This is a genomic window from Bacillus sp. EB V-12 (genome assembly GCF_056158125.1).
The window spans coordinates 1-20,072 of record NZ_JBUXJL010000004.1 but is presented as its reverse complement, the minus strand read 5'-3'; the positions used below and the strand labels follow the sequence as shown (position 1 = coordinate 20,072).

20 protein-coding genes and 1 riboswitch are annotated in these 20,072 nt (G+C 31.7%); of the genes, 5 read left to right on the top strand and 15 right to left on the bottom strand.

The window, feature by feature from the left end; translation table 11 throughout:
- Positions 1-31: 31 nt before the first annotated feature.
- From ACZDYH_RS15305 to ACZDYH_RS15270, 8 genes are all read right to left on the bottom strand, one after another.
- Complete coding sequence (locus ACZDYH_RS15305; RefSeq protein ID WP_006929688.1) at positions 32-1,048, bottom strand: serine hydrolase domain-containing protein; 1,017 nt, start codon at positions 1,046-1,048, stop codon at positions 32-34.
- Positions 1,049-1,149: 101 nt separating this feature from the next.
- A complete protein-coding gene (locus tag ACZDYH_RS15300) occupies positions 1,150-1,395 on the bottom strand; it encodes a heterocycloanthracin/sonorensin family bacteriocin (protein ID WP_001071385.1) in 246 nt (81 codons plus the stop codon).
- 199 nt (positions 1,396-1,594) lie between these two features.
- Complete coding sequence (locus ACZDYH_RS15295) at positions 1,595-2,041, bottom strand: NUDIX domain-containing protein (protein WP_000836823.1); 447 nt, start codon at positions 2,039-2,041, stop codon at positions 1,595-1,597.
- Positions 2,042-2,057: 16 nt separating this feature from the next.
- Positions 2,058-2,405 (bottom strand): divalent cation tolerance protein CutA, encoded by a 348-nt coding sequence (cutA, locus tag ACZDYH_RS15290; RefSeq protein WP_001160789.1) that lies wholly within the window; start codon positions 2,403-2,405, stop codon positions 2,058-2,060.
- Positions 2,406-2,435: 30 nt separating this feature from the next.
- Positions 2,436-2,894, bottom strand: coding sequence for a GNAT family N-acetyltransferase (locus ACZDYH_RS15285; RefSeq protein ID WP_139849368.1), 459 nt, complete (start codon positions 2,892-2,894; stop codon positions 2,436-2,438).
- 76 nt (positions 2,895-2,970) lie between these two features.
- On the bottom strand, positions 2,971-3,894 hold the full coding sequence (locus ACZDYH_RS15280) for a nucleoside hydrolase (RefSeq protein ID WP_139849369.1): 924 nt from the start codon (positions 3,892-3,894) through the stop codon (positions 2,971-2,973).
- Between the two features lie 162 nt (positions 3,895-4,056).
- Complete coding sequence (locus tag ACZDYH_RS15275; protein WP_006929679.1) at positions 4,057-5,418, bottom strand: family 8 glycosyl hydrolase; 1,362 nt, start codon at positions 5,416-5,418, stop codon at positions 4,057-4,059.
- A 138-nt stretch (positions 5,419-5,556) separates the two neighbouring features.
- Positions 5,557-6,471 carry a DMT family transporter gene (locus tag ACZDYH_RS15270; protein WP_006929678.1) on the bottom strand — a complete coding sequence of 305 codons (915 nt, stop codon included), beginning with the start codon at positions 6,469-6,471 and terminating at the stop codon, positions 5,557-5,559.
- A 152-nt stretch (positions 6,472-6,623) separates the two neighbouring features.
- On the opposite strand from ACZDYH_RS15270, the gene norG reads away from it, so the two are divergent.
- Positions 6,624-8,057 carry an efflux pump transcription regulator NorG gene (norG, locus tag ACZDYH_RS15265; RefSeq protein ID WP_326304305.1) on the top strand — a complete coding sequence of 478 codons (1,434 nt, stop codon included), beginning with the start codon at positions 6,624-6,626 and terminating at the stop codon, positions 8,055-8,057.
- A gap of 45 nt (positions 8,058-8,102) precedes the next feature.
- Here norG and ACZDYH_RS15260 read toward each other — a convergent pair whose 3' ends face one another.
- The gene (locus ACZDYH_RS15260; RefSeq protein WP_048656837.1) at positions 8,103-8,633 is read right to left on the bottom strand and encodes a DUF4269 domain-containing protein; all 531 of its coding nucleotides are present in this window, start codon (positions 8,631-8,633) and stop codon (positions 8,103-8,105) included.
- A gap of 174 nt (positions 8,634-8,807) precedes the next feature.
- On the opposite strand from ACZDYH_RS15260, the gene ACZDYH_RS15255 reads away from it, so the two are divergent.
- A complete protein-coding gene (locus ACZDYH_RS15255; protein ID WP_000021727.1) occupies positions 8,808-9,269 on the top strand; it encodes a DUF2306 domain-containing protein in 462 nt (153 codons plus the stop codon).
- A gap of 271 nt (positions 9,270-9,540) precedes the next feature.
- Here ACZDYH_RS15255 and ACZDYH_RS15250 read toward each other — a convergent pair whose 3' ends face one another.
- Both ACZDYH_RS15250 and ACZDYH_RS15245 read right to left on the bottom strand, forming a co-directional pair.
- Positions 9,541-10,404, bottom strand: a complete 864-nt coding sequence (locus ACZDYH_RS15250; protein WP_000725523.1) for a glycerophosphodiester phosphodiesterase — start codon at positions 10,402-10,404, stop codon at positions 9,541-9,543.
- A gap of 45 nt (positions 10,405-10,449) precedes the next feature.
- On the bottom strand, positions 10,450-11,250 hold the full coding sequence (locus ACZDYH_RS15245) for a GNAT family N-acetyltransferase (protein WP_474886565.1): 801 nt from the start codon (positions 11,248-11,250) through the stop codon (positions 10,450-10,452).
- Positions 11,251-11,746: 496 nt separating this feature from the next.
- On the opposite strand from ACZDYH_RS15245, the gene ACZDYH_RS15240 reads away from it, so the two are divergent.
- Positions 11,747-12,460 carry a hypothetical protein gene (locus ACZDYH_RS15240; protein WP_058839778.1) on the top strand — a complete coding sequence of 238 codons (714 nt, stop codon included), beginning with the start codon at positions 11,747-11,749 and terminating at the stop codon, positions 12,458-12,460.
- A 39-nt stretch (positions 12,461-12,499) separates the two neighbouring features.
- On the opposite strand, the gene ACZDYH_RS15235 is transcribed toward ACZDYH_RS15240, so the two are convergent.
- On the bottom strand, positions 12,500-13,795 hold the full coding sequence (locus tag ACZDYH_RS15235) for an MFS transporter (RefSeq protein ID WP_152121957.1): 1,296 nt from the start codon (positions 13,793-13,795) through the stop codon (positions 12,500-12,502).
- A 247-nt stretch (positions 13,796-14,042) separates the two neighbouring features.
- Positions 14,043-14,142, top strand: a riboswitch (purine riboswitch).
- A gap of 58 nt (positions 14,143-14,200) precedes the next feature.
- Here ACZDYH_RS15235 and ACZDYH_RS15230 point away from each other — a divergent pair.
- Positions 14,201-15,385, top strand: a complete 1,185-nt coding sequence (locus ACZDYH_RS15230) for an MFS transporter (protein ID WP_001009821.1) — start codon at positions 14,201-14,203, stop codon at positions 15,383-15,385.
- Positions 15,386-15,472: 87 nt separating this feature from the next.
- Here ACZDYH_RS15230 and ACZDYH_RS15225 read toward each other — a convergent pair whose 3' ends face one another.
- From ACZDYH_RS15225 to ACZDYH_RS15215, 3 genes are all read right to left on the bottom strand, one after another.
- On the bottom strand, positions 15,473-16,696 hold the full coding sequence (locus ACZDYH_RS15225; protein WP_326304358.1) for a methyltransferase domain-containing protein: 1,224 nt from the start codon (positions 16,694-16,696) through the stop codon (positions 15,473-15,475).
- A 376-nt stretch (positions 16,697-17,072) separates the two neighbouring features.
- Entirely contained in the window at positions 17,073-17,705 is a 633-nt protein-coding gene (locus tag ACZDYH_RS15220) for a type 1 glutamine amidotransferase family protein (RefSeq protein WP_474886563.1), read from the bottom strand.
- Between the two features lie 74 nt (positions 17,706-17,779).
- A complete protein-coding gene (locus tag ACZDYH_RS15215; RefSeq protein WP_474886561.1) occupies positions 17,780-18,742 on the bottom strand; it encodes a helix-turn-helix transcriptional regulator in 963 nt (320 codons plus the stop codon).
- A 723-nt stretch (positions 18,743-19,465) separates the two neighbouring features.
- On the opposite strand from ACZDYH_RS15215, the gene ACZDYH_RS15210 reads away from it, so the two are divergent.
- On the top strand, positions 19,466-20,038 hold the full coding sequence (locus ACZDYH_RS15210) for a DJ-1/PfpI family protein (RefSeq protein WP_368935897.1): 573 nt from the start codon (positions 19,466-19,468) through the stop codon (positions 20,036-20,038).
- The last annotated feature ends 34 nt before the right edge of the window (positions 20,039-20,072 follow it).

Below are 20,072 nucleotides of genomic sequence, written 5' to 3'. Positions count from 1 at the left end.
TTTCAATCACTCCTTTTTGTTATAGGAGTAATTATGCCCTATTACCGTTACTAAATGTATCAGCGACTAAATTACTAAATTCACGTAAATAATATAAGTAATTATCACCGCCGTAGTTATATCTTTTGTTATACATTTTTGCAACAACTACATTATATTCAGGTATTACTAAAATGGTCGGTCCAGTAATCCCTAATATTTGATACGACCCTTTTGGAACACGTTCACCAAGTTCGCTTAATTGCGCAGGCTCATTTTGGATGAACCAAAACAATCCATTTTGTGGTAGCTCTTTGTTTATATATGTTGGACTCTGCAAACTCGTAGCGATTTTTATAACTTCTTTTGGAACAATTTGTTTACCATCTATCCCACCTTGATTTAAATGAAGATTGCCCCACTGCGCAAATTCTCTAGCTGAGACAAACAAATTTTTTTCAGTACCGTCATCTACCGTACCAATTTCACTAATTGCGTCTTCATTTGGATTATTAACAACGTCAACTAAATTTTCATCTCGCTGAACTCTCCAACCTGTTTCTTGAAAATTAGCAGGCTTAAACACACGCTCCTTTAACAATTCAGGAAAACTTTTGTTATATAGCTGATAAATAAGACGTGTCATCATTCTTACATTAATATCTCTATACGCCCATGATTGCCCCGGTGCAAATTCACGAAAAATTGTCCTGTCATTCGTTTCTTCTAATCCGTGCGAATGTGTTACTAAATGTCTTATCGTCGTTTTACTAAGCAATGCAGGATCAAAGTCTTTAAAATATTTTATCGCTTCATCATCAATAGAGTTTATTTTCCCCTCATAAAGCGCATACGCTATCATTAATCCTAAATAACTTTTTCTAGCAGAAGCAACGTTAAATTGTGAAGATGCTGTTACTTTCTTGCTTGTAGATGTATTTGAGTGATAACCACTATAATGCTCTAGTACGATTTTATTATCTTTTATAATACAAAGTGCTGTAGCAGAACTATGATTTTTTTCTTTTATATCCTCTACCCAAGAAATCAACTTATCATATGTATACAAATAAATCCCCCTTAATACACATCAAAATTACAGCATGAAAGAAAAGTGCAAAATAATTTTCACACCTTTCTTTCAAGTAAAATAGCTTTGATGTTCTATACTTAAATGATCCACCAGTTCCAGCAATTAAAGCAACCAAAACATCCAGCGCAGCCTACACATCCGCCACATCTGCCGCCGCAACCACCGCAGCGTCCACCACAACCTCCGCATCCGCCGCAACGACGTACATCGCCTTGAATGTAATAATATGGATATTGATTTTGTTGTTGATCCCAATACACAACATTGCCAGTTTGATAATCATTAAGGTTTAATGATTGTAGTTCTTGTTGAAACTGATTCATTATGAAACCCTCCATTTATAAATGTAAATTCCGTCCAAATATTAAAGTTAATAAATTCTTGTAAACAAAGTAGAAACAAGACTATAGACTAAATACGTACATCAACAAAATATGAACTTACACTAGGTAATGTACCTTGTTTTTTAGCCTATTTTCTTTATATTCATTTGATGGACATATTTACTATAAATAAAGTGATTTAAAAATTACTAATCCAACAATTTAGTAGTTCATCACTTAACTTTCTTTCTAGTAATTCCTTCACTAAAGGCATTGGCATGATTTCATAATGATTTAAGGCTTCTTTATTATAATCTATCCAGTGAAATGCTAAATGAGACTCGCTAGATTTCGGTGTTAAGTCCGTATGTAAATCTTGTGACTCTACTTCAAAAATGTGGTTAATTTCATGATGAAGCACTTCTTTATCTTGCCATTGATTTTCTATGACTCCTAAAAATTGTTGTATACTACAGTTTACTCCAAGTTCTTCTCTTAACTCTCTTATTAATGCATTCTCTGCTGATTCTCCAATTTCAATATGGCCACCAGGTAAAAAATAATGATGGCCAATATATTCAGCAACTAATAATTTTTCATCTTTTATCATGACTGCTCGTACAATATGATGGAATTTACTTTTCAATTGATATCCCTCCTAGTTATTCAATGTATAGTTGCTCAAAATAGTCATTTAGTATTGGTATAATATAAATCATAGGTGTTTCATACGGATGAATATCATTAATAACTTCAAGAGCATCTTTTACAAGTTCTCGTTTACACTTTATTTCAACTTTACATTCTTGCCCTTCGCATATTCGCCCAATTTCTCCATTAAAAGGAGATGCCTCGTCTAAAGGTCTCCAATATCCTTTCACTGAACTATAGGAAAGACAATGGTCATATTCGCCCGTTTTACATGCTCCAATTTTATTTAATTCATCCCTTAACGTTTCAATATATTCTTCAGGAATGAACACTTCAATTTTCACTTCAGTAAATTGCATATTTCATTTCACACCTTTACTTCCTAATAGTTAAACAAATAAACGATATACTTGCTCACCATCATACTCCTGTCCTAATGATATGAAACCATATCGTTCATATAGTTTCTTTGCAGAGATATTATCTTTATGTACTGTTAATCTAATTTCTTTACACGCCTTAAACGTATTTTTTATTATATTAATACTTTCTTGTAATGCTGCTTTTCCATAACCATTACCTTGCTGCGATTGATCAATAATAAATCCGTTAATCCAATACATATCCGATGTCTCTCTTACAACAGCATGCATAACAAAACCAACCATAAGGTCACCATCGTATATAGCGAATGGTATGTACTCTACATTGTCACCATCTGGTTTTATATATACTTTAGCAAGCGAAACTGCTACGGATGGCACAAAATTCAACTGATTTCCTTTAACTTGTAGCTTTAATGCTGCTTCCCAATTTTCTCTCGTAACAACCTTTAACTGGACATTCAATATTGTAAGCTCCCTTATATAGAGGATGTATGTTTATATTCAACGTAGCGAAATAATTCCCTTTTTCGACAACAACTTATAACATGATTTTTATAAAATCTTGAATGAATTTTTGTTCATCTATTTCTAGTGCTATATGGGCTCCATCAGATATAGAGCTAGGGCGAAAATCAGCAAATGTTTGTCCTTTCGTATCTCCGTATGTATCTACATTTACTGTACGATGCACAAATTCAAAAAAACTTGGATTTACTAATCCGCTTATTGCAACCACATCATGTAGCAAAGGTCCTTCCATAGATGGATTAAGTTTTTGGTATGCGGATAGATAGTAATCATACATTGGTTTCATTATCATATGAAATGGATTCTTTGTATTAGCTTGAATATAGTTAAATACATTCGGTGTTAACACAGCTTTGTTTGTTACATTTAAAGGGAATATGAATAAATTCTTTGCTTGATGGAAAACAATTTTACTTGCTATCGGATCTCCATACACGTTTGCCTCTGCTAATGGCGTAACGTTTCCTACTTCTAAAAAAACACCACCCATGAAATAGATTCCTTTTACATTTAGCATTAAATTATTCCATAAATTAAAAGCAATTGCTAACGAGGTAGATCTTCCTACATCAACAATCGTTAAATCTTTTCCGTACTTTATAAGAATCGCAGCAATACTGCCGAAATTATATATTGGAATAGATAATACATTTTCTGGAACATGGATGGGCCCTAATCCTTCTGCTCCGTGAATTTCAGGGTAGTACGTAGTAATTTCTTCTGTAAGTGGTTTTGTTGCACCACTAATGACAGGAATATCTTGTCTATTTGCTAACTGTAAAATATAAGCTGCATTATGTGCAGCATGTATATGCTCAACATTTCCGTATCCGGTTACAATACCGACAATTTCAATTTCGGGATGCAGTAAACCATACATAATGGCAAATGAGTCATCAATACCTGGGTCTCCGAAAAATAATACTTTTTCCAAGAAATACTCTCCCCTCATAAAAACATAGAGTCATCAATAACTATGTATATGAAAAAAGCAAGTATATCTATGCGAATTTTAGGATGGATAATGTTTTACAAAATATTAAAAAGGAACTAGCCTATGCTAATTCCTTTCTTAAGTAACCATTCTCAAATTTAATTAATTATCGTATCCTTCATAAATTGCATCATTTATTTGATTTTGTATTTTTTTATCATCAGGTACAGGTTTCCACCAATTTCCTGTAATAAATAACATAGTTAATAAATTATAACTATCACTAAAATAACTTTCTTTCTTATTCTTCATCCAATCCCAACCGCTATTTACCCACTTTTGATTATTGCTACTCGTTATACTTGCAGCAATAAACGGTGAAACAAATACAGCAGTTGAATAACTACCAATATTGGATCCGTTTAATTGATAACCATCCACAATTTTAGAAGGATTTCCATTCGTTTTATTTTGAATCCATGAAGAGACTTTATCAGAAATGACTTTACTTCTTTTCTCGCCGTACATCGCATAGTCCATTACAATTCTCAATGGTACCCGACTAGCATTGTAATAATATGCATTTGTATATTCTGACTCATCTAAGAAGTCTTTAGGTGCGGGTTGTGGTGGGTTTTTTACAACGAAATCTGAAATAAGTCCTGTATTTGGAGAGTACTTATTACTAAATTGCGTATAAACATCGTACAAATTATTAATAACAGTAAGCCAAGTTTTATCACCTGTAAATTCATAAAATGCTCTAAGGTGTGACATCATCCAATCAGATGGTCTCGTATCAAGTGAACTTTTAGAATCCCAATCTCCTAAATTTAGTCGGTTATTATTTGTAACATTACTAGCTTTAATACCTTTTGTAATCATGTCTTGTGCTTCTTTCAAATAATTAACTGTTCCATTAGATCCCCACTGCTTATGAGCAAGAAGAAGAGAATACGCAATATCTAAATCTCCATCAGTAGCAGAATCAAAATGACCTTGTGCTTTTTTACTATCTGCGACAACCCATCCCATTAAATTAGGATTTTGAGAACTTTTAAAAGTTCTTGCTGTTTTAAATAAACCGTCATAGATTTTTTGAGCATTCGAATCATAACCAGCCATTAATACTGTAATTATCATCCCATACCCTTGACCTTCTGAAGTTCCAAGTGGCTTAAACCCATCAGCATCACCTGTAATCTCTCCTTTTACATAATAACCACCAGGTAAAGAAGATAAATCATTTTTCAAATATTTCTTTTTCCAATTATCGTAGTAACTTCTTACAGAAGCATTTAAACTTTCCTGTGTAACATGATTCGGTTTTATAACACCTGCATAATTAACTTGCTGGGGAAATGGTTTCATCTCCTTTGCAGCAGCTACTTGTTGATTAACTACGGGAATAGAATTTTGTATTGAATTTTCCGTTACACTTGCTGCGAAACTAGAATTAGAAAAACTAGCTAGTCCGATTCCTACAATAGAAATACATGTGAAAATTTTTCTTTTTCCATTCATTATGTTGTCAGCTCCTTTTAAAATGCTTACTACATAAAATGTAACATACAATATTTAACTGAAATACAAAATATTATATTTATCAACATAAGAAAGAAACTATATAAAAAAGTATCATAAAATTATTATTGAATTACATTATACGGATTGATTATTTGCTAAATTCCTATGTTTTTCTTTTCTTAATACTGGTATATGAGCAATCACAATTCCAAGTATAGTAATTCCTCCGCCAATTATCGAAACTAAAGTTGGCACTTCTCCTAACCATATCCAAGCAATGAAACACGCAGCTATTGGCGTTAAATATAGAGAACTTGTTGCTTCAGAAGCACCAGCACGAGATATAATATAGGCCAATGCAATATACGGGAGTACTGTTGGAAAGACACCTAAATATATAACGCTCAAGTTAACTTCAAGAGGAGCTGCTAGTACTTCTTGATAAACTCCGGGTAAGAAAATAAGCATACATACAGTACTAGACAAAATTGTATATATGGTAAATGGTAAGAAACCGTATTTTTTTAAGTAAGATGTTTGGAAAACGAAAAATAGACTTTCTGAAATCGCCGCTAATAATATAAATAATCCCCCGCTATTCAATTGAATAGCATCGCCTTGGCTAAATGAAATTAAGGCAATTCCTGCAAAACTAATTACACCACCAAGCCAACCATTTAATTTCATTTTGTCATTCAAAAAAACAGAAGCAAGAATTGCCGTCACTATTGGAGTGACTGAAATTATTAAACTTGCAGATCCAGCATTTACTGTTTTTTCGCCGTAGTTTAATGCGATGTGATAAATAGTAAACCCTAAAGCACCAAATATAAAAATTGCTGGGATATCCTTTAAATCCGGTAATCGTAGTTTGTATATAAATGAAAATAACAAAAGTATAAATGAAGCGATTAATAAGCGTAGTAAAGTAAGGTGTTCAGGCGTATAAGATTCAAGCCCCATACGAATTGCTGGAAAAGCAGTTCCCCATATAAGAATTGTAAAAGCGTGAGCACATATAATGCGTAAATCCCATTTTTTATTATGCATATTTTCTCTCCTTCCCTAAAAAACCAACCATTTTTAAATTACCAATTATTTCTTTTCATCATATTTAATAGTTGATACAATGTCTTCAACCAGTTATTTATCGGAAAAACCAACCACTTTGAATCTTTTAAATAAACGAAGGAGTTTTTTATATGACAACCGATAAAAAAGTGCCCAAATATCGGCAGATAATAGACTATATGAAAGAAAAAATTGAAAACGGAGAATGGCCAATTGGAAGTAAAATCCCTAGTCAGCGGCAGTTAGCAAAATTATTTCATGTAAATCGAAGTACTGTAATAAATGCGCTAGATGAACTTATGGCAGATGGTTTAATTCAAGGACAAATCGGAGCAGGAACAATTGTAACAAATAATACATGGTCATTATTAGCAACTAATCCCCCGCCCGATTGGAGTGAATATGTAAAGGCCGGTATTCATAAACCAAGTAAGTTAATGGTGCGAGAAATAAATGAAGCAGAAGCAAATAAAACGCTTATCCATCTTAGTAAAGGCGAACTTGCACCGCACCTTTTCCCGCTCGAAACTATGCAATCTATAATTAAAAACGTCAGTGAGGAATTAGATTATTTCGGATACGAAGAACAAAAAGGTTTTTATCCGTTACGTGAAGCAATAAGCAAATACGTAAAATCATTTGGAATACATGCATCACCGGGTTCTATATTAATAGTCTCTGGTGCACTCCAAGCATTACAATTAATATCAATTGGTCTTTTACATAGAAAATCAACTGTTTTACTTGAACAACCTTCTTACTTATATTCACTTCATGTTTTTCAATCAGCAAATATAAATTTATCCGGTATATCAATGGATCACCACGGTATTTTACCTAACGACTTATTAAAACGAATTAAATATAGTCAAAAGAATAATATTTTATATTCAATCCCTTGTTTTCAAAATCCAACGGGGATATTGATGTCCAAAGAGCGAAGAAAAGAAATATTAAAAATATGTGAAAAAGAGCAATTGCCTATCATCGAGGATGATATTTACCGAGAGTTATGGCTTGATGAATCACCTCCAGCTCCTTTAAAGTCGATGGATAAACATGGACATGTATTATATATTGGTAGTCTCTCTAAAACACTTAGCCCAGGACTTAGAATTGGATGGATAATCGGACCAGAACCTGTTATTGATAGATTGTCAGATATAAAAATGCAAACAGACTATGGATCCAGCTCTTTATCTCAAAGAGTAGCTGCTGAATGGATAAATGAAGGTTTTTATGAAGAACATGTAGCAAACGTAAGAATGCACCTGAAAGAACGAAGACAAATAATGATACGAGCTTTAAATAAATATTGTGCAGATATTGCATCATGGGATATTCCTAGTGGTGGATTTTTTATATGGCTAAAGGTTGTACATAACATTCCGATGAAAAAACTATTTTCAGAGGCACTATCAAAAGGAATTCTTTTAAATCCGGGACGTATTTATGAAGAAGAATCAGATCAGTACATTCGTTTATCATATGGATATGCTACTCCAGAACAAATGACTAACGGAATTAAATTGCTCAGTGAATTAATTCGGAAGTTAACGGCATAAAAAAAATCCTCTTTTGTTTTTGGAGGATTTTTTTATGTATCTTATTTACCACAATTTCATTTCCTGCCCTAATAAAATAAGTTCTTCATAAGGATCTCCGTCAATATTTAATACTTGAGCAAAAGCAGGTTCTGTTTTTAAACCTTGTTCCTTTAAGTGAATAACTTCTTCCCTTATATGGGGATGCTGCATTAATAACATGTGCTCCACTATCATATGTCTATATGCATTTTGATTACGCACTGGCTTAGGTTGAGCAAATAATTCAAATTCAAAACCTTCGAATTCAAAATTCACCTTTATCGATTCAGTACCTTTAATTTTTTTCTTTTTAATGTTGAACCCTCCATAAGAACCATATAAAGATCTCATTTCCTGCTCAAAAACATCAAAATTATATACTTCCATTACAATATCTAAGTCAGATTGAGGAGTATCAATTCTTATAGGGATTGTCCCGCAAAGAACGGGATTATATAAAGCTAAATCCTCCATTATGTTTAGGCTATTCAAAACATCATATATTTTTTGTTGTTTCTCATTGCCCGATTGTAAATATGTAATAGATGTAAACATAGAAGTCTCTCCTTCATTTCACGTAATACGTGTCTCACTAAACTCAAGAAAAATTTGTCCGTTTAAACTTGTTCTTGAAGTACCTTTACTTCAATATATTAAAGTGAATAAACAATATGTTTCAACTTTTCTCCTATGCTGCAATACTATAAAAATAAAAAGGGAGGAATTATGATGAGCATTTTCAACATTCTTTTAACCATCCACATATTATTTGGAACGATATGTTTAATAACTGGGATAATAGCGATGGTTGCTCAAAAGAAGAAAGGTAAACATACGGAATGGGGTGAAATATATCACGCATCCTATGTCGTTATCACCGTTACTGCCATTATATTATCCATTATAAACTGGGATAAAATCGCATATTTATTTTATGTAGCAATCTTCTCTTATTCATTTGCGATTTATGGATACCTTGCACGAAAAAAACGTTGGAAAAATTGGCTCCATCACCACATTAGAGGTATGTTAGGTTCTTATATAGGTGCAGTCACCGCACTTTTAGTAAATGTCGGCATCCATATTCCCATTATAAATTTACTTCCGCCAATATGGTTTTGGTTTTTACCCACCTTAATTGGTATCCCCCTCGTAGCCAGTGTATCAAAAAAATATAAAAAGCGTAGTTAAACTTCATTACATTTTCGTTACTTTCTGATGATTATTATGAAAAATCATACTCAATGTAATATTTTATTTATAAATTCAAGATCGTATTGCTTTAAGTTAGTCACTTAGCGCTAAATAAGAAGAATCCAATAACAGTATTGGATTCTTTTTCAAATTTCATTTCAATATCGGCTTTATGCATTCAATGATGTTACCATTTGGACCAAAAACCATCTTTGTATACTTGTGGGTACTTGTTTTATTGGTTCAGTGATAATTACACCATTATAGTTTAAGATTGTAATAACGAATGTAAACGATCCGGGTAATTCGTAAACATCCCATCAACGCCCCATAAAAGTAACTTTTTCATATCTTTTTCATTATCTACAGTAAATGGATGAACTTCTAATCCATGTTTCTTTATTCTCTTTACATAAGCGGAATCAATATATTTATAGTTCATCCCAAGACCGATGCAGTATGTTTTATACTTTTTTATCTCTAATTCAGTTAATTGAACTGACTTTTTGTAAGGTAGTAATTGTACTAGCGGTAAAGTAACATCTAAACTATGAATTTTTTGCAGACTTTCTTCACTAAATGATTGAATAATAACGTTATCACTTATTTCGTAGTGCTGTATAATTTCTAATAGCTTCTCTTCCATACCAGCGTATTCATCTGGTGATTTTGTTTCAATATAATAGTTTGCACCATTCCCGAACGTTTCAATAATTTCTTCTAGTGTTGGGACTTTAGCATCTTCAAAGTCTTTCTTTGCTAAACTTGGATGCTTTTCATTGAAAAAAGAACCTGCATTAAGTTTCTTTATTTCTTCTAATGTATGTTCCTTAACTAGACCCGTACCATTTGTAGTGCGGTTTACTGTTTCATCATGCATAGCTACTAAATGTCCGTCTTTTGTCATTTGAAGATCAATTTCTATATAATCTCCTTTTAATTGTTGTCCTAATTTATACGCTGCTATTGTATGTTCCGGCGCATACGCAGAAGCGCCTCTATGTGCAATGTTTTTTATATGATTTGCTTGATTAATAGCTTTCGTGTACTTACGTTCATCTACTTTATGTAAAACGAAAGTACCTAGTAATATAATGGTGCAAATGATTGTAATGATATATATCTTTTTCATAATGATGTATTAACTCCTACATGAAAGCAATTTGGATCGAATACTTTATTCAATTAAATGTCGATTTTCAAATACAGTCATTTGTCCAACAGATTGAAAACCAGCCTTTTTATAAATATTAATCCCATCAGGTGAAGCTTGTAATACGCATTGAGAAACTTTCAATTGTTTTGCTTCTTGCAGCAAGTAATTAAACATAGTGGAGCCAAATCCTTGCCCTCGCATTTTTTCTTTAGTTGCTATATCATAAATACCAATACTATCTTTTGTACATACTAATGAACCAACAGATACGACTTCATCTTTAAAAATCCCTAAATATAGTTTCATTTTTTCACTATTCCATAAATCGAAAGAAGCAGTTTCATTATAAAATGTTTGCACATGTATACCTTCCTCTGATGTACCAAATAGATTAGCTAACGTTTCCCCAAACTTTTTAATTTGTCCTAACGAAGATGCTCTTTGTATCGTAAAACCTTCTGGCATTTTTATTGTTGGTTGAATTGTCTTTAAGTCTGCTACCATCGCAATATTTTGTTCTGCTTCTTTTAAGCCAAGTTTTATTAATTGGTTTTTTATAGCCTGTTCATAGCTATTATCCCAAAACCAAACACACATTGGAAACTTCTTTTTATTATAGTTGTTTATCACTTTATATAATTTCTCAATGTCTTCCGTTACATCATTGTTTAGTAAAGTAATGATATTAAATGTATCTGCAGGTAAACCACAATCTACAGCAATGTAGTCCTTCGTTTCTTTTACATTCATTTCATGTACATGACGCGCAATATATGACATTTTATATGTGAAGTTATCTATTAATAACTGTTTATAATTCATTCTTTTTTCTCCTTTCATAAAAATTCGTATTCAAATCGTTCAGTATTAAATATAACATATACGAAATGTAACTATTTCTATAAAAATATCTCTATAAATCACTCTATACGCTCTGAAAGAATTAAAAATGATATAACGTTGTCGGAATGAAAAAAGTGGTATATAATAAATATTAACATTACTAGTAATTATTTTAGGTATTCCTAGAATAAAGGAGCGATACATATGAAAATTACTATTTATTTCGGAAGTCATGAAGATCAAGATGTTCGTACTATGGACTGTCATTTAGATGTAGAAGATACAGAAGAGATTGTTTCTGTATCATAATATAAATTGTAGGGATGAACCCTCTTCCCTACAGCGTTTAAGGCACCCTTTACAGGTGTCTTTTTTGTTGTTTTTTTCGTCAAAAACCCTTTACTTTATAGCGTTTTAATAGTAAAATATAAATATACGAACAAATGTTCTTTTTATTTTAATTGTACATGAAGGGATGATTTTAACAATGGCTCCATTAAAGCGCAGAGGAAGAAAAAAGCAAGCACCTATTATTTCAAATACAGGCTTTATCGGCTCTGTCTTTATTGATACATTGGAGTTACAAAAGAAATCCTATTATTTCGCTCGTAAAAAACTTCAAATTGTTCATCACGTACTTGATGGCCTCTCTGGGGCAACAAGTTCTCTATTTAAAGAACATAACATTTCAGCATACATGTCATGTGTGTATTTACATAAACAAAAGAAAATCGGCTTTGTTCTTTCAACGAAACCATTTGAACAAAGTGATGGTATTGCTTATTTTGTAAATTATTTAATCGAAAAGAATTTTTACGGTAATGATGAAGAAGTAGAATATCAAGAAGTATTTAATACAGGTTTTATTGGTGTAGTATTCGCTGATTTATGTAGTATAGATCGCTTTAATTTCGAGTTTGAAATGGGTATGTTAACGAAATTAATGAAAGATATGATTATTCCGGTTAAAGAACTCTTTTTACGCCACAATGTACCGGCTTACATCTCCACTTCTCATTTAGAAGAACAAAACAAATTAGGTTTCGTTTTATCTGTAAAACCGTATGATGAACGTGCAGAAGCAGATTTATATTTTGAAGCGTATTTAAAAGAGCGCGGGTTATTTATTGGTGATGAAGAAGATGATATTGATAAGATTGTTATTAGAAAAACAGCTGAATTACGATAGAAAAGCGCAGGATGCTGATCCTGCGCTTTTTAAGTTACGTTAAACACTATAATCTTTTGAATGAATTTCTAAATTTAACTTAGTTGCTAAAATTTTATTCAAAGTAAAAAATACAACCCCTCCTGCAATGGGAAGCGTGTAGGCTGGAATGAAATTTAATAACAGTCCTGATATTGCAAGTGCTATTGGCTGCATTATTTTACCTAAGCTTAATCCAATACTAAGAACTCTTCCTCTATATTCTTCAGGAATCTCATTTTGCATGAAATACATTAAAGGAATATCAATTTGTGCTATCATAAATCCTAAAAAGAACATAATCATGCAATACGTAGTAACATATACCAAATTATTTACTACAATAGGTTTAAATAAAACAGGTATTCCTGAAACTATCATAAAAATTGCCAACATAAAACTTATTTTTTTCAATAGATAAGAATAAGAAAAACAATCAGTTATCTTTTTTACTAATATTGCACCAACTATCATACCTATCGGAAAAGTCCCTTGAATCATACCAAATTGCTTAGAATTAAGATTGAGAACTGTGTTAATAATGTATGGCAACGGAACGGTTACAGCAAAGCCTAAAAAGAAATTAAGAGAAATTAAAATACTAAAAGTATTTTTTAAGCTTTTCCGCTCCAATAAGTAAGAGTATCCCTCCTTTATATCTTCAATAAAATTAATTTCTCTAATTGAACATTCCTCATTTATGTTTTGCTCAAACAATTTAAAGTTAATAAACAATATAGAAATAGCCGAAAGGATAAATGAAATACCATTTATAATTATAAAAATTTTAATATCAAAGACTGCAAAAACAATCCCCCCTAACATAGGCCCTAAAATTAAAGATATAGAATCGATAATTTTACTTATAGAATTAATACTCATTAACCGTTCTTTAGTAACCATATTCGGTTTTACGGCCTCTAATCCTATTCCAAAAAACGTTGTAAATACTGTCATAAGAAAGGTAGTAGTATAAATAATGAATAAGTTTAATCCATAATAGTTGCTTAATATATAAACAGTTATTAATAAGCACCCGCTTAGTACATCCATGCAAACGACGAGTTTCTTTTTATCAACCTTATCAGCAATGACACCAGCAAATGGATTCATAACAATCATTGGAATCGTTCCTAATATGAGCGTAATCGCAAAATGTAACGCAGATCCGGTTATTTGTAAAACATACAATCCTAATGCAAAACTATAAATTGAGCTACCGAATAGTGATACTGTTTTTGCAATTGAATATAAACAAATATTTCTTAGTTCTTGGTTTCTTTTTTTATTTTCTATATGTAATCGTAAACTTCCCATCACTTTTCCCCCACTTTTCTTTGTATTACATAAAGTGTAAATTCTCGGGTTAACCCAATATCAATACACTGTGTTTAAAAATTACTACAAAGAAATGAAAAAAGATGGGGTTAACCCCGTGCACATCAACTGAAGATATTAGTGCCTCCTACAACGATAAAAAATAAAATGATTAATAAGATCACATGTACAAATGCAAATTTTTTATTGAAATCTAAAAAATAATATGGTATCTTCTATTACGTTGATTAATTACATATGAGAATCATGTATAACTCCAAGAATATGGCTTGGGGGTCTCTACCAGGAACCAACAACTCCTGACTACAAAATGCGTCTTTTAGCGTTTGTAGTCAGGAGTTTTTTTGTTCTACGGTAAATAATGCAGAGAAGGGAATATAAAAAATGAATTTCAAAGTATTTATATTAGCTTTAGCAACGATAGCGGTAGGTCTTGTAGAGCTTATCGTTGGAGGAATATTGCCAGACATCGCTAAAGATTTTAATGTTTCATTAAGTTCTGCTGGTCAATTAATTACAATTTTCGCCTTTACTTATGCAATAGCAGGTCCTGTATTATTGATTTTCACAAGTAAAGTGGAAAGAAAAAAATTATATATTATTTCACTTTACATTTTTCTAATTGGTAATCTACTTACTTATTTTAGTCCGAACTTTACTTTTATGATGATAGCAAGAATTTTAACTGCTATGAGTACTGCTTTAGTTGTAGTACTTTCCCTAACAATTGCAGCTAAAATTGTTAATCCCGCTTATCGAGCAAAAGCATTAGGATTAATTTATATGGGTATTAGCTCTTCACTTGTACTAGGAGTACCACTAGGCATATTAATTTCAAACACATTTGGCTGGAGAATTATTTTTTTATGTATAGCTATTTTATCATTGGGGTCTATTATCTTAATTTCAGTATTTTTAGATAAAATACCTGGAGAGGAAAACCGAACTCCTTTATCTATCCAATTAAAGGCCGTTTGTAGTCTTAAACTAGGATCTGCCCATCTAGCTACCATGTTTATGTTAGCAGGACACTATACTCTATATGCTTATTTTACTCCTTTTTTAGAAAATAAGTTTCACCTAAGCCCTTATTGGATTAGCATATTTTATTTAGTGTTTGGTATAGCTGCAGTAAGTGGCGGTGCGTTTGGCGGTGTATTATCAGATAAAATAGGCGCTCAAAAAAGTATTTTAATAGTTATTACTCTATTTGCTCTAATCTTATTTATATTACCGTTTACTGCAGTTTCTATTATCCTATTTATTCCTGTTATGATAGTTTGGGCTGCATTGAGTTGGGGGCTTGCACCACCTCAACAAAGTTATTTAATCCAAACTGCCCCGGATACGTCAGATATACAGCAAAGTTTTAATAATTCAGCCCTACAAATAGGAATTTCACTCGGCTCTGCAGTTGGAGGTATAGCTTTAAAACAAGTACATAATGTCGCCAATATGGCCTGGGTTGGTGGATCTTTAGTTTTATTATCTTTAGGTTTGGCTATCTTTTCTCTTACTAGACATACACCGACAAGAGACTGTCCAGTGAGTGCTAAACATTTAGATTAACATTCTCTTTTTCTTTTCATCGTAAAAAGTATAGATAGGAATCGTCATAAATAGTCCCGTTATAAAAACGGACTTTTTATGACGGGGTTAACCCCATCTTTTTCCGAAAAATGAATATGTATAAATTTCTTCTCCTTGAACAAAGAAATCCTCGTACTTTCCCCCTCGTATCAAATAATTTGAAGTACTTTCATCAATCGATTGAAACTGTAGATTTTGGATTTCTTTCGTTACTTTTGAAAGTGAAAAATTTGCTCGAAAGTTATTTGTAATTTGACTATTTGAGCTGAAATTTTTAAATAAAATAAATAAACTTAATAAATAACAATCAGATTTAAAAAGTGGATTTAATTCGTGAAGTAAAAAATTCTCATGCTCAAAACTATAATTGCTCGTACCAGAGTGATCAATTACAATATCAACAGACTGATTTTGAATAGGGATGTTCAAAAAATCAGCACAAATAAAGAGAATGTTTCTTTTAGGATTTTTTCTCGCTAATACATCTTTTAAAAATAAAAGTTTATCTAAATCTCGATCCACTGCAATGTATAGGCAATCTTCTGGTAGTTCTTCACAAATATTTCTCAAAAAGAATCCGAGTCCCGATCCTATATCTAGTATTAATTTGTTATTTAAATCTAAATGTAATAGTTTCTTTTTCGCCCATTCCCCTTCTCTATGCATATTTTCCAAATAAGCATTATCAGTTTCATGAATATAATCCGCAATAGTATCATCAAGTGACGTCCGCTCATTTGCTTTAAATAATTTACCAGCAATTACAACTCCTGAAGTAATCATGTATTCTTCACCACAATTACAAATTAACTTCCCCTCTGTAATTTGATTGTTAGTAATAATTCCATCGTGAAGAATTAATTTTTTGCTACACTTAGAACATGCGAGTAAATGTAGTACACTTAAATCTATCCCTATAATTGAATTAGAAGTTTCATTTATTAATAATAAATCATGTAATACTCCCTTTAATTTATCCCGTTTCTTCTCCAAAAGTTCTATTTCCTGTTCCATTTTGTCATATTTTAGTTTAAATAAAGATTGGTAAAAGGTATTTTTTTCGTAATTCATAGATTTTGCTAAATTTTTATAAAAAAATAGTTCTTTAATTTCATTCAAGCTAAATCCTAAATCTTTGTAATGTAATATAAGTTCTAAATCTGTTTGACAATACTCATCAAAAAAATAGTGTCCTCCTTTTTTTTCAGGAATAATGAGACTGAGATCCATATAATGTCTAATTGTATCAATACTTATGTTATTTACTTCTCCAAACTTACCGATTTTCATAATATCCCTACCATTTAGATATTTTTTTATATAGATTTCTATTTTTATCTTTAAAAATCCTTTCACCTTTTTTATCAACATTATTTATATTGTTGTGCCTAATAATATAACATGCAACTTTTGGTTTTATGTATGTCAAATTATCAGTATTAAAATTATTAAACCTCAATAAATTTATTACTTTCTACTTAATGAAATGTACCTATAAACGGACATTATAGCATCGATTTATTGAACTATTGGGGTAGGATTACTATAGAAGGTTACATAGGGATAGCATCAGGAAAATGCCAATTTACAACGATAAGGGAATTCCAAATTAAAAAGCGCAATTTCTCTGCAAATCAAAACAGAGAAATTGCGCTTTTTAATTATTTCATTTTTTTATTGAATTCATTAACTGGAAGAAGTATTCAGGTTTATGAGTCTTATTTAGGTTATACCATGAATGTAATGCATCTGGTGTAAATACATCTATTTTTTTCAGTACCTCCCTTGCAAATTCCAGAGGAGCTATTCCTGATGCAGTAACTAAATTCGCATCAGATACAGCAGATCCCAACTCATAAAACTTTTCTCCTTTATAGTTAGGACATACCATTTTAGTATATTCTAAGTTATTACTTGTATGCTTTCTAGTATCCAAGTATCCCATATTCGCTAGGGCATCAGTTGCACCACAAATTGCAGCAACAATAGTGCCAATCTTTAGAGCTTGGTCAATTCTTTCCAAGATAGGTTGATGAATTCCTTCGCTCCAAGTAGTCCCTCCTGGTAAAATTAAAAGATCTTTACTCTCAAGAGTACATTCATCAAGGGAAATATCTGGTTTTATGCTCAGTCCTCCCATAGTAGTAATCATTTCTTTATTAGCTCCTACTGTAATTACTTTTAAAGGTGCTAAATCTTTTTTGAAATATCTTCCTGAGTTTAGTTCAGCAATTAAATATCCATATTCCCAGTCCGACATTGTATTAAATACATATAGAAAAACTTTTTTTGTTTGCATCCAATAACACTCCAATCACAATTTATATAGCTATTATAATATAACTTCCCTGACAGTTAACGTCAGGGAAGTTATCATACTTGATGAAATTTTATTAATTCCGACAGAACTTCAATAAGTCTTTTCTTAAGACTTATTGGCTCAATAACTTTAATAGATTTATTGTACGGTAAAAGTAAATAAGGTACATAGGTATGTATCATATCTTTTTCAAGAAGAAAAACAGCTTGATTTGAAGTCCGTTCTTGTAAATAATGTCCTAAAAACCAATGTTGGCAAATATCAGCTAATACATTTTTATCCCCATTAATAATCAAAGAAATAATATCTTTCTTATCTTCTATAGTTGGAAGAAGACTTTTTATAAAAAAGTCCCGTGCCGAAAAATTTTCTGGCCGGTTAAACTTATTTTCCGTTAACATTAAACTTTCAATTCGATCTACTCTAAAACTACGGATATCATTCCTAAGATGACAAAATCCAATCACATACCATTTATTATTCCAATAGATAATTCTGTATGGATCGACCAATCTATAATTTAATTTCTTTTCACCATTTTTATGGTAAAGAATTTTTACTGAGTACCCGTCAGCTACGGCCTGCTCCAACTCCTTCAAAAAAGTTTCTATAGAGAGCGGACTTAATCGACTTATTACTTCAAGACTAGTTAAATGTTGATTTATCTTTGTTTCCTGCTCTTGATTTGAGTATTTACTTAGTTTTGAAATGGCCCTATTTAATGCTTCACCTCCATAATACCCGGCTTCTTCTGCAAAAACAGCAGCATGAAATAGTGAAGTTTGCTCCTCAAAATCAAAAAAAAGAGGGGCTTCAATAAAATTGTTCAATAAAGTGTATCCGCCGTTATGTCCTGGTTCTGAAATTATAGGTACTCCACTAGTTGAAATTGTATCAATATAACGATACACAGTCCTTATATTCATCTCTAACTTTTCTGAAATTTGTTTCGCAGTAATTTTTTCACCTGAACGAAGCATCCAAAGAATTGCTAACATATTGTCAATTTTAGGCATATAATTTCACCTCTATATGAAACTTATTTTCTATTATAAATTTCCGATTTTCAGTATAACTCATCAATTGTTCCTTAAACTTTTTCTTCAAAAATAATATCCATTCTGATTTCGTTCAGTTGCTGAAATTGCCTTGAAGAATTCTGGTTAATTGAACTGACACGTATAATAGCATAAATGGTACTGCAAGCGTAACTAGTTTCCTTACTTTTATATTAACCTTTCCCCTTGAAACTAAAGATATATCTTTTATATACTATTGGTTAAATTTGGATGGATGAATATTATTTTATATTGAAAAAATAAATACGTCAAAATTATTTTACGGAAATTATAAAAATCATATTATATATAGATTAGTAAACTACTGAAATAATGCCCCCTAAAAGCGAAAAACGTGTTTCTATCTGTGAGTTTATAAGAAAGGATGACGTTTTTATTTCTATTTGTATGTGTGATAAATTACACCTATTTCCCTGAGAATTTTAAAAATCCTCATCCCCAATACCATACGAGTTGTTGCTACGGGTCTTGGTTTTGTACAAAAAATCGATAGAAACCAAGAAAATGATTTTATATCTTTTTATGTTTAGAGGAATTAAAAAATCACTACACCCCCTTCATATACGTGTAATATACAGGGATTTATAACTTGATATAGAACATAAAAAGGAGATGTTTATATTATAAATAAAATGATATATATAAGTGGAGGGTTAGAAAATGAAAATTGCAATAGTCTGCTTCGATAACTTTACTGATATAGATGTTTTTCTACCATGGGATTTATTAAATCGTGTACGTTTAGTCGGTGGTCTTTCTGATTGGGATGTACAGCTTTTAGGAACGGAAGAAACTCATATATCTATGTCTGGCTTGCGTATTTCCATGACAGGAAGCATATCTGATATCCCTTTTGCCGACGCTGTAATATTTGCAAGTGGTAAAGGTGTAAAGGATTTATATAAAAACCAACAATATATTAATAGCATTCATGTAGATCCTCAAAGACAATTAATAGGATCTATGTGCTCTGGTTCACTACTATTAGGAGCTAAAAAATTACTAACTGGTAAAAAAGCTACAACATATCCATCCGCAGTAGAACAGCTAAAACAATTTGATGTAGACGTTATTGAGCAAAGTTTCGTAAACGAAGGAAATATCTCGACTGCTGCGGGTTGTTTTGCTGCTCAAGAACTCTCAGCCTGGATTATAAGGACCCTACTTAATGAAGAAATGGTTGATATTGTACTAGAAACTGTTCAGCCAGTAGGAAAAGGTTTATATTTTTAATCTCAAATCAAGTCAAGGAATTGTGGTTGCTCCC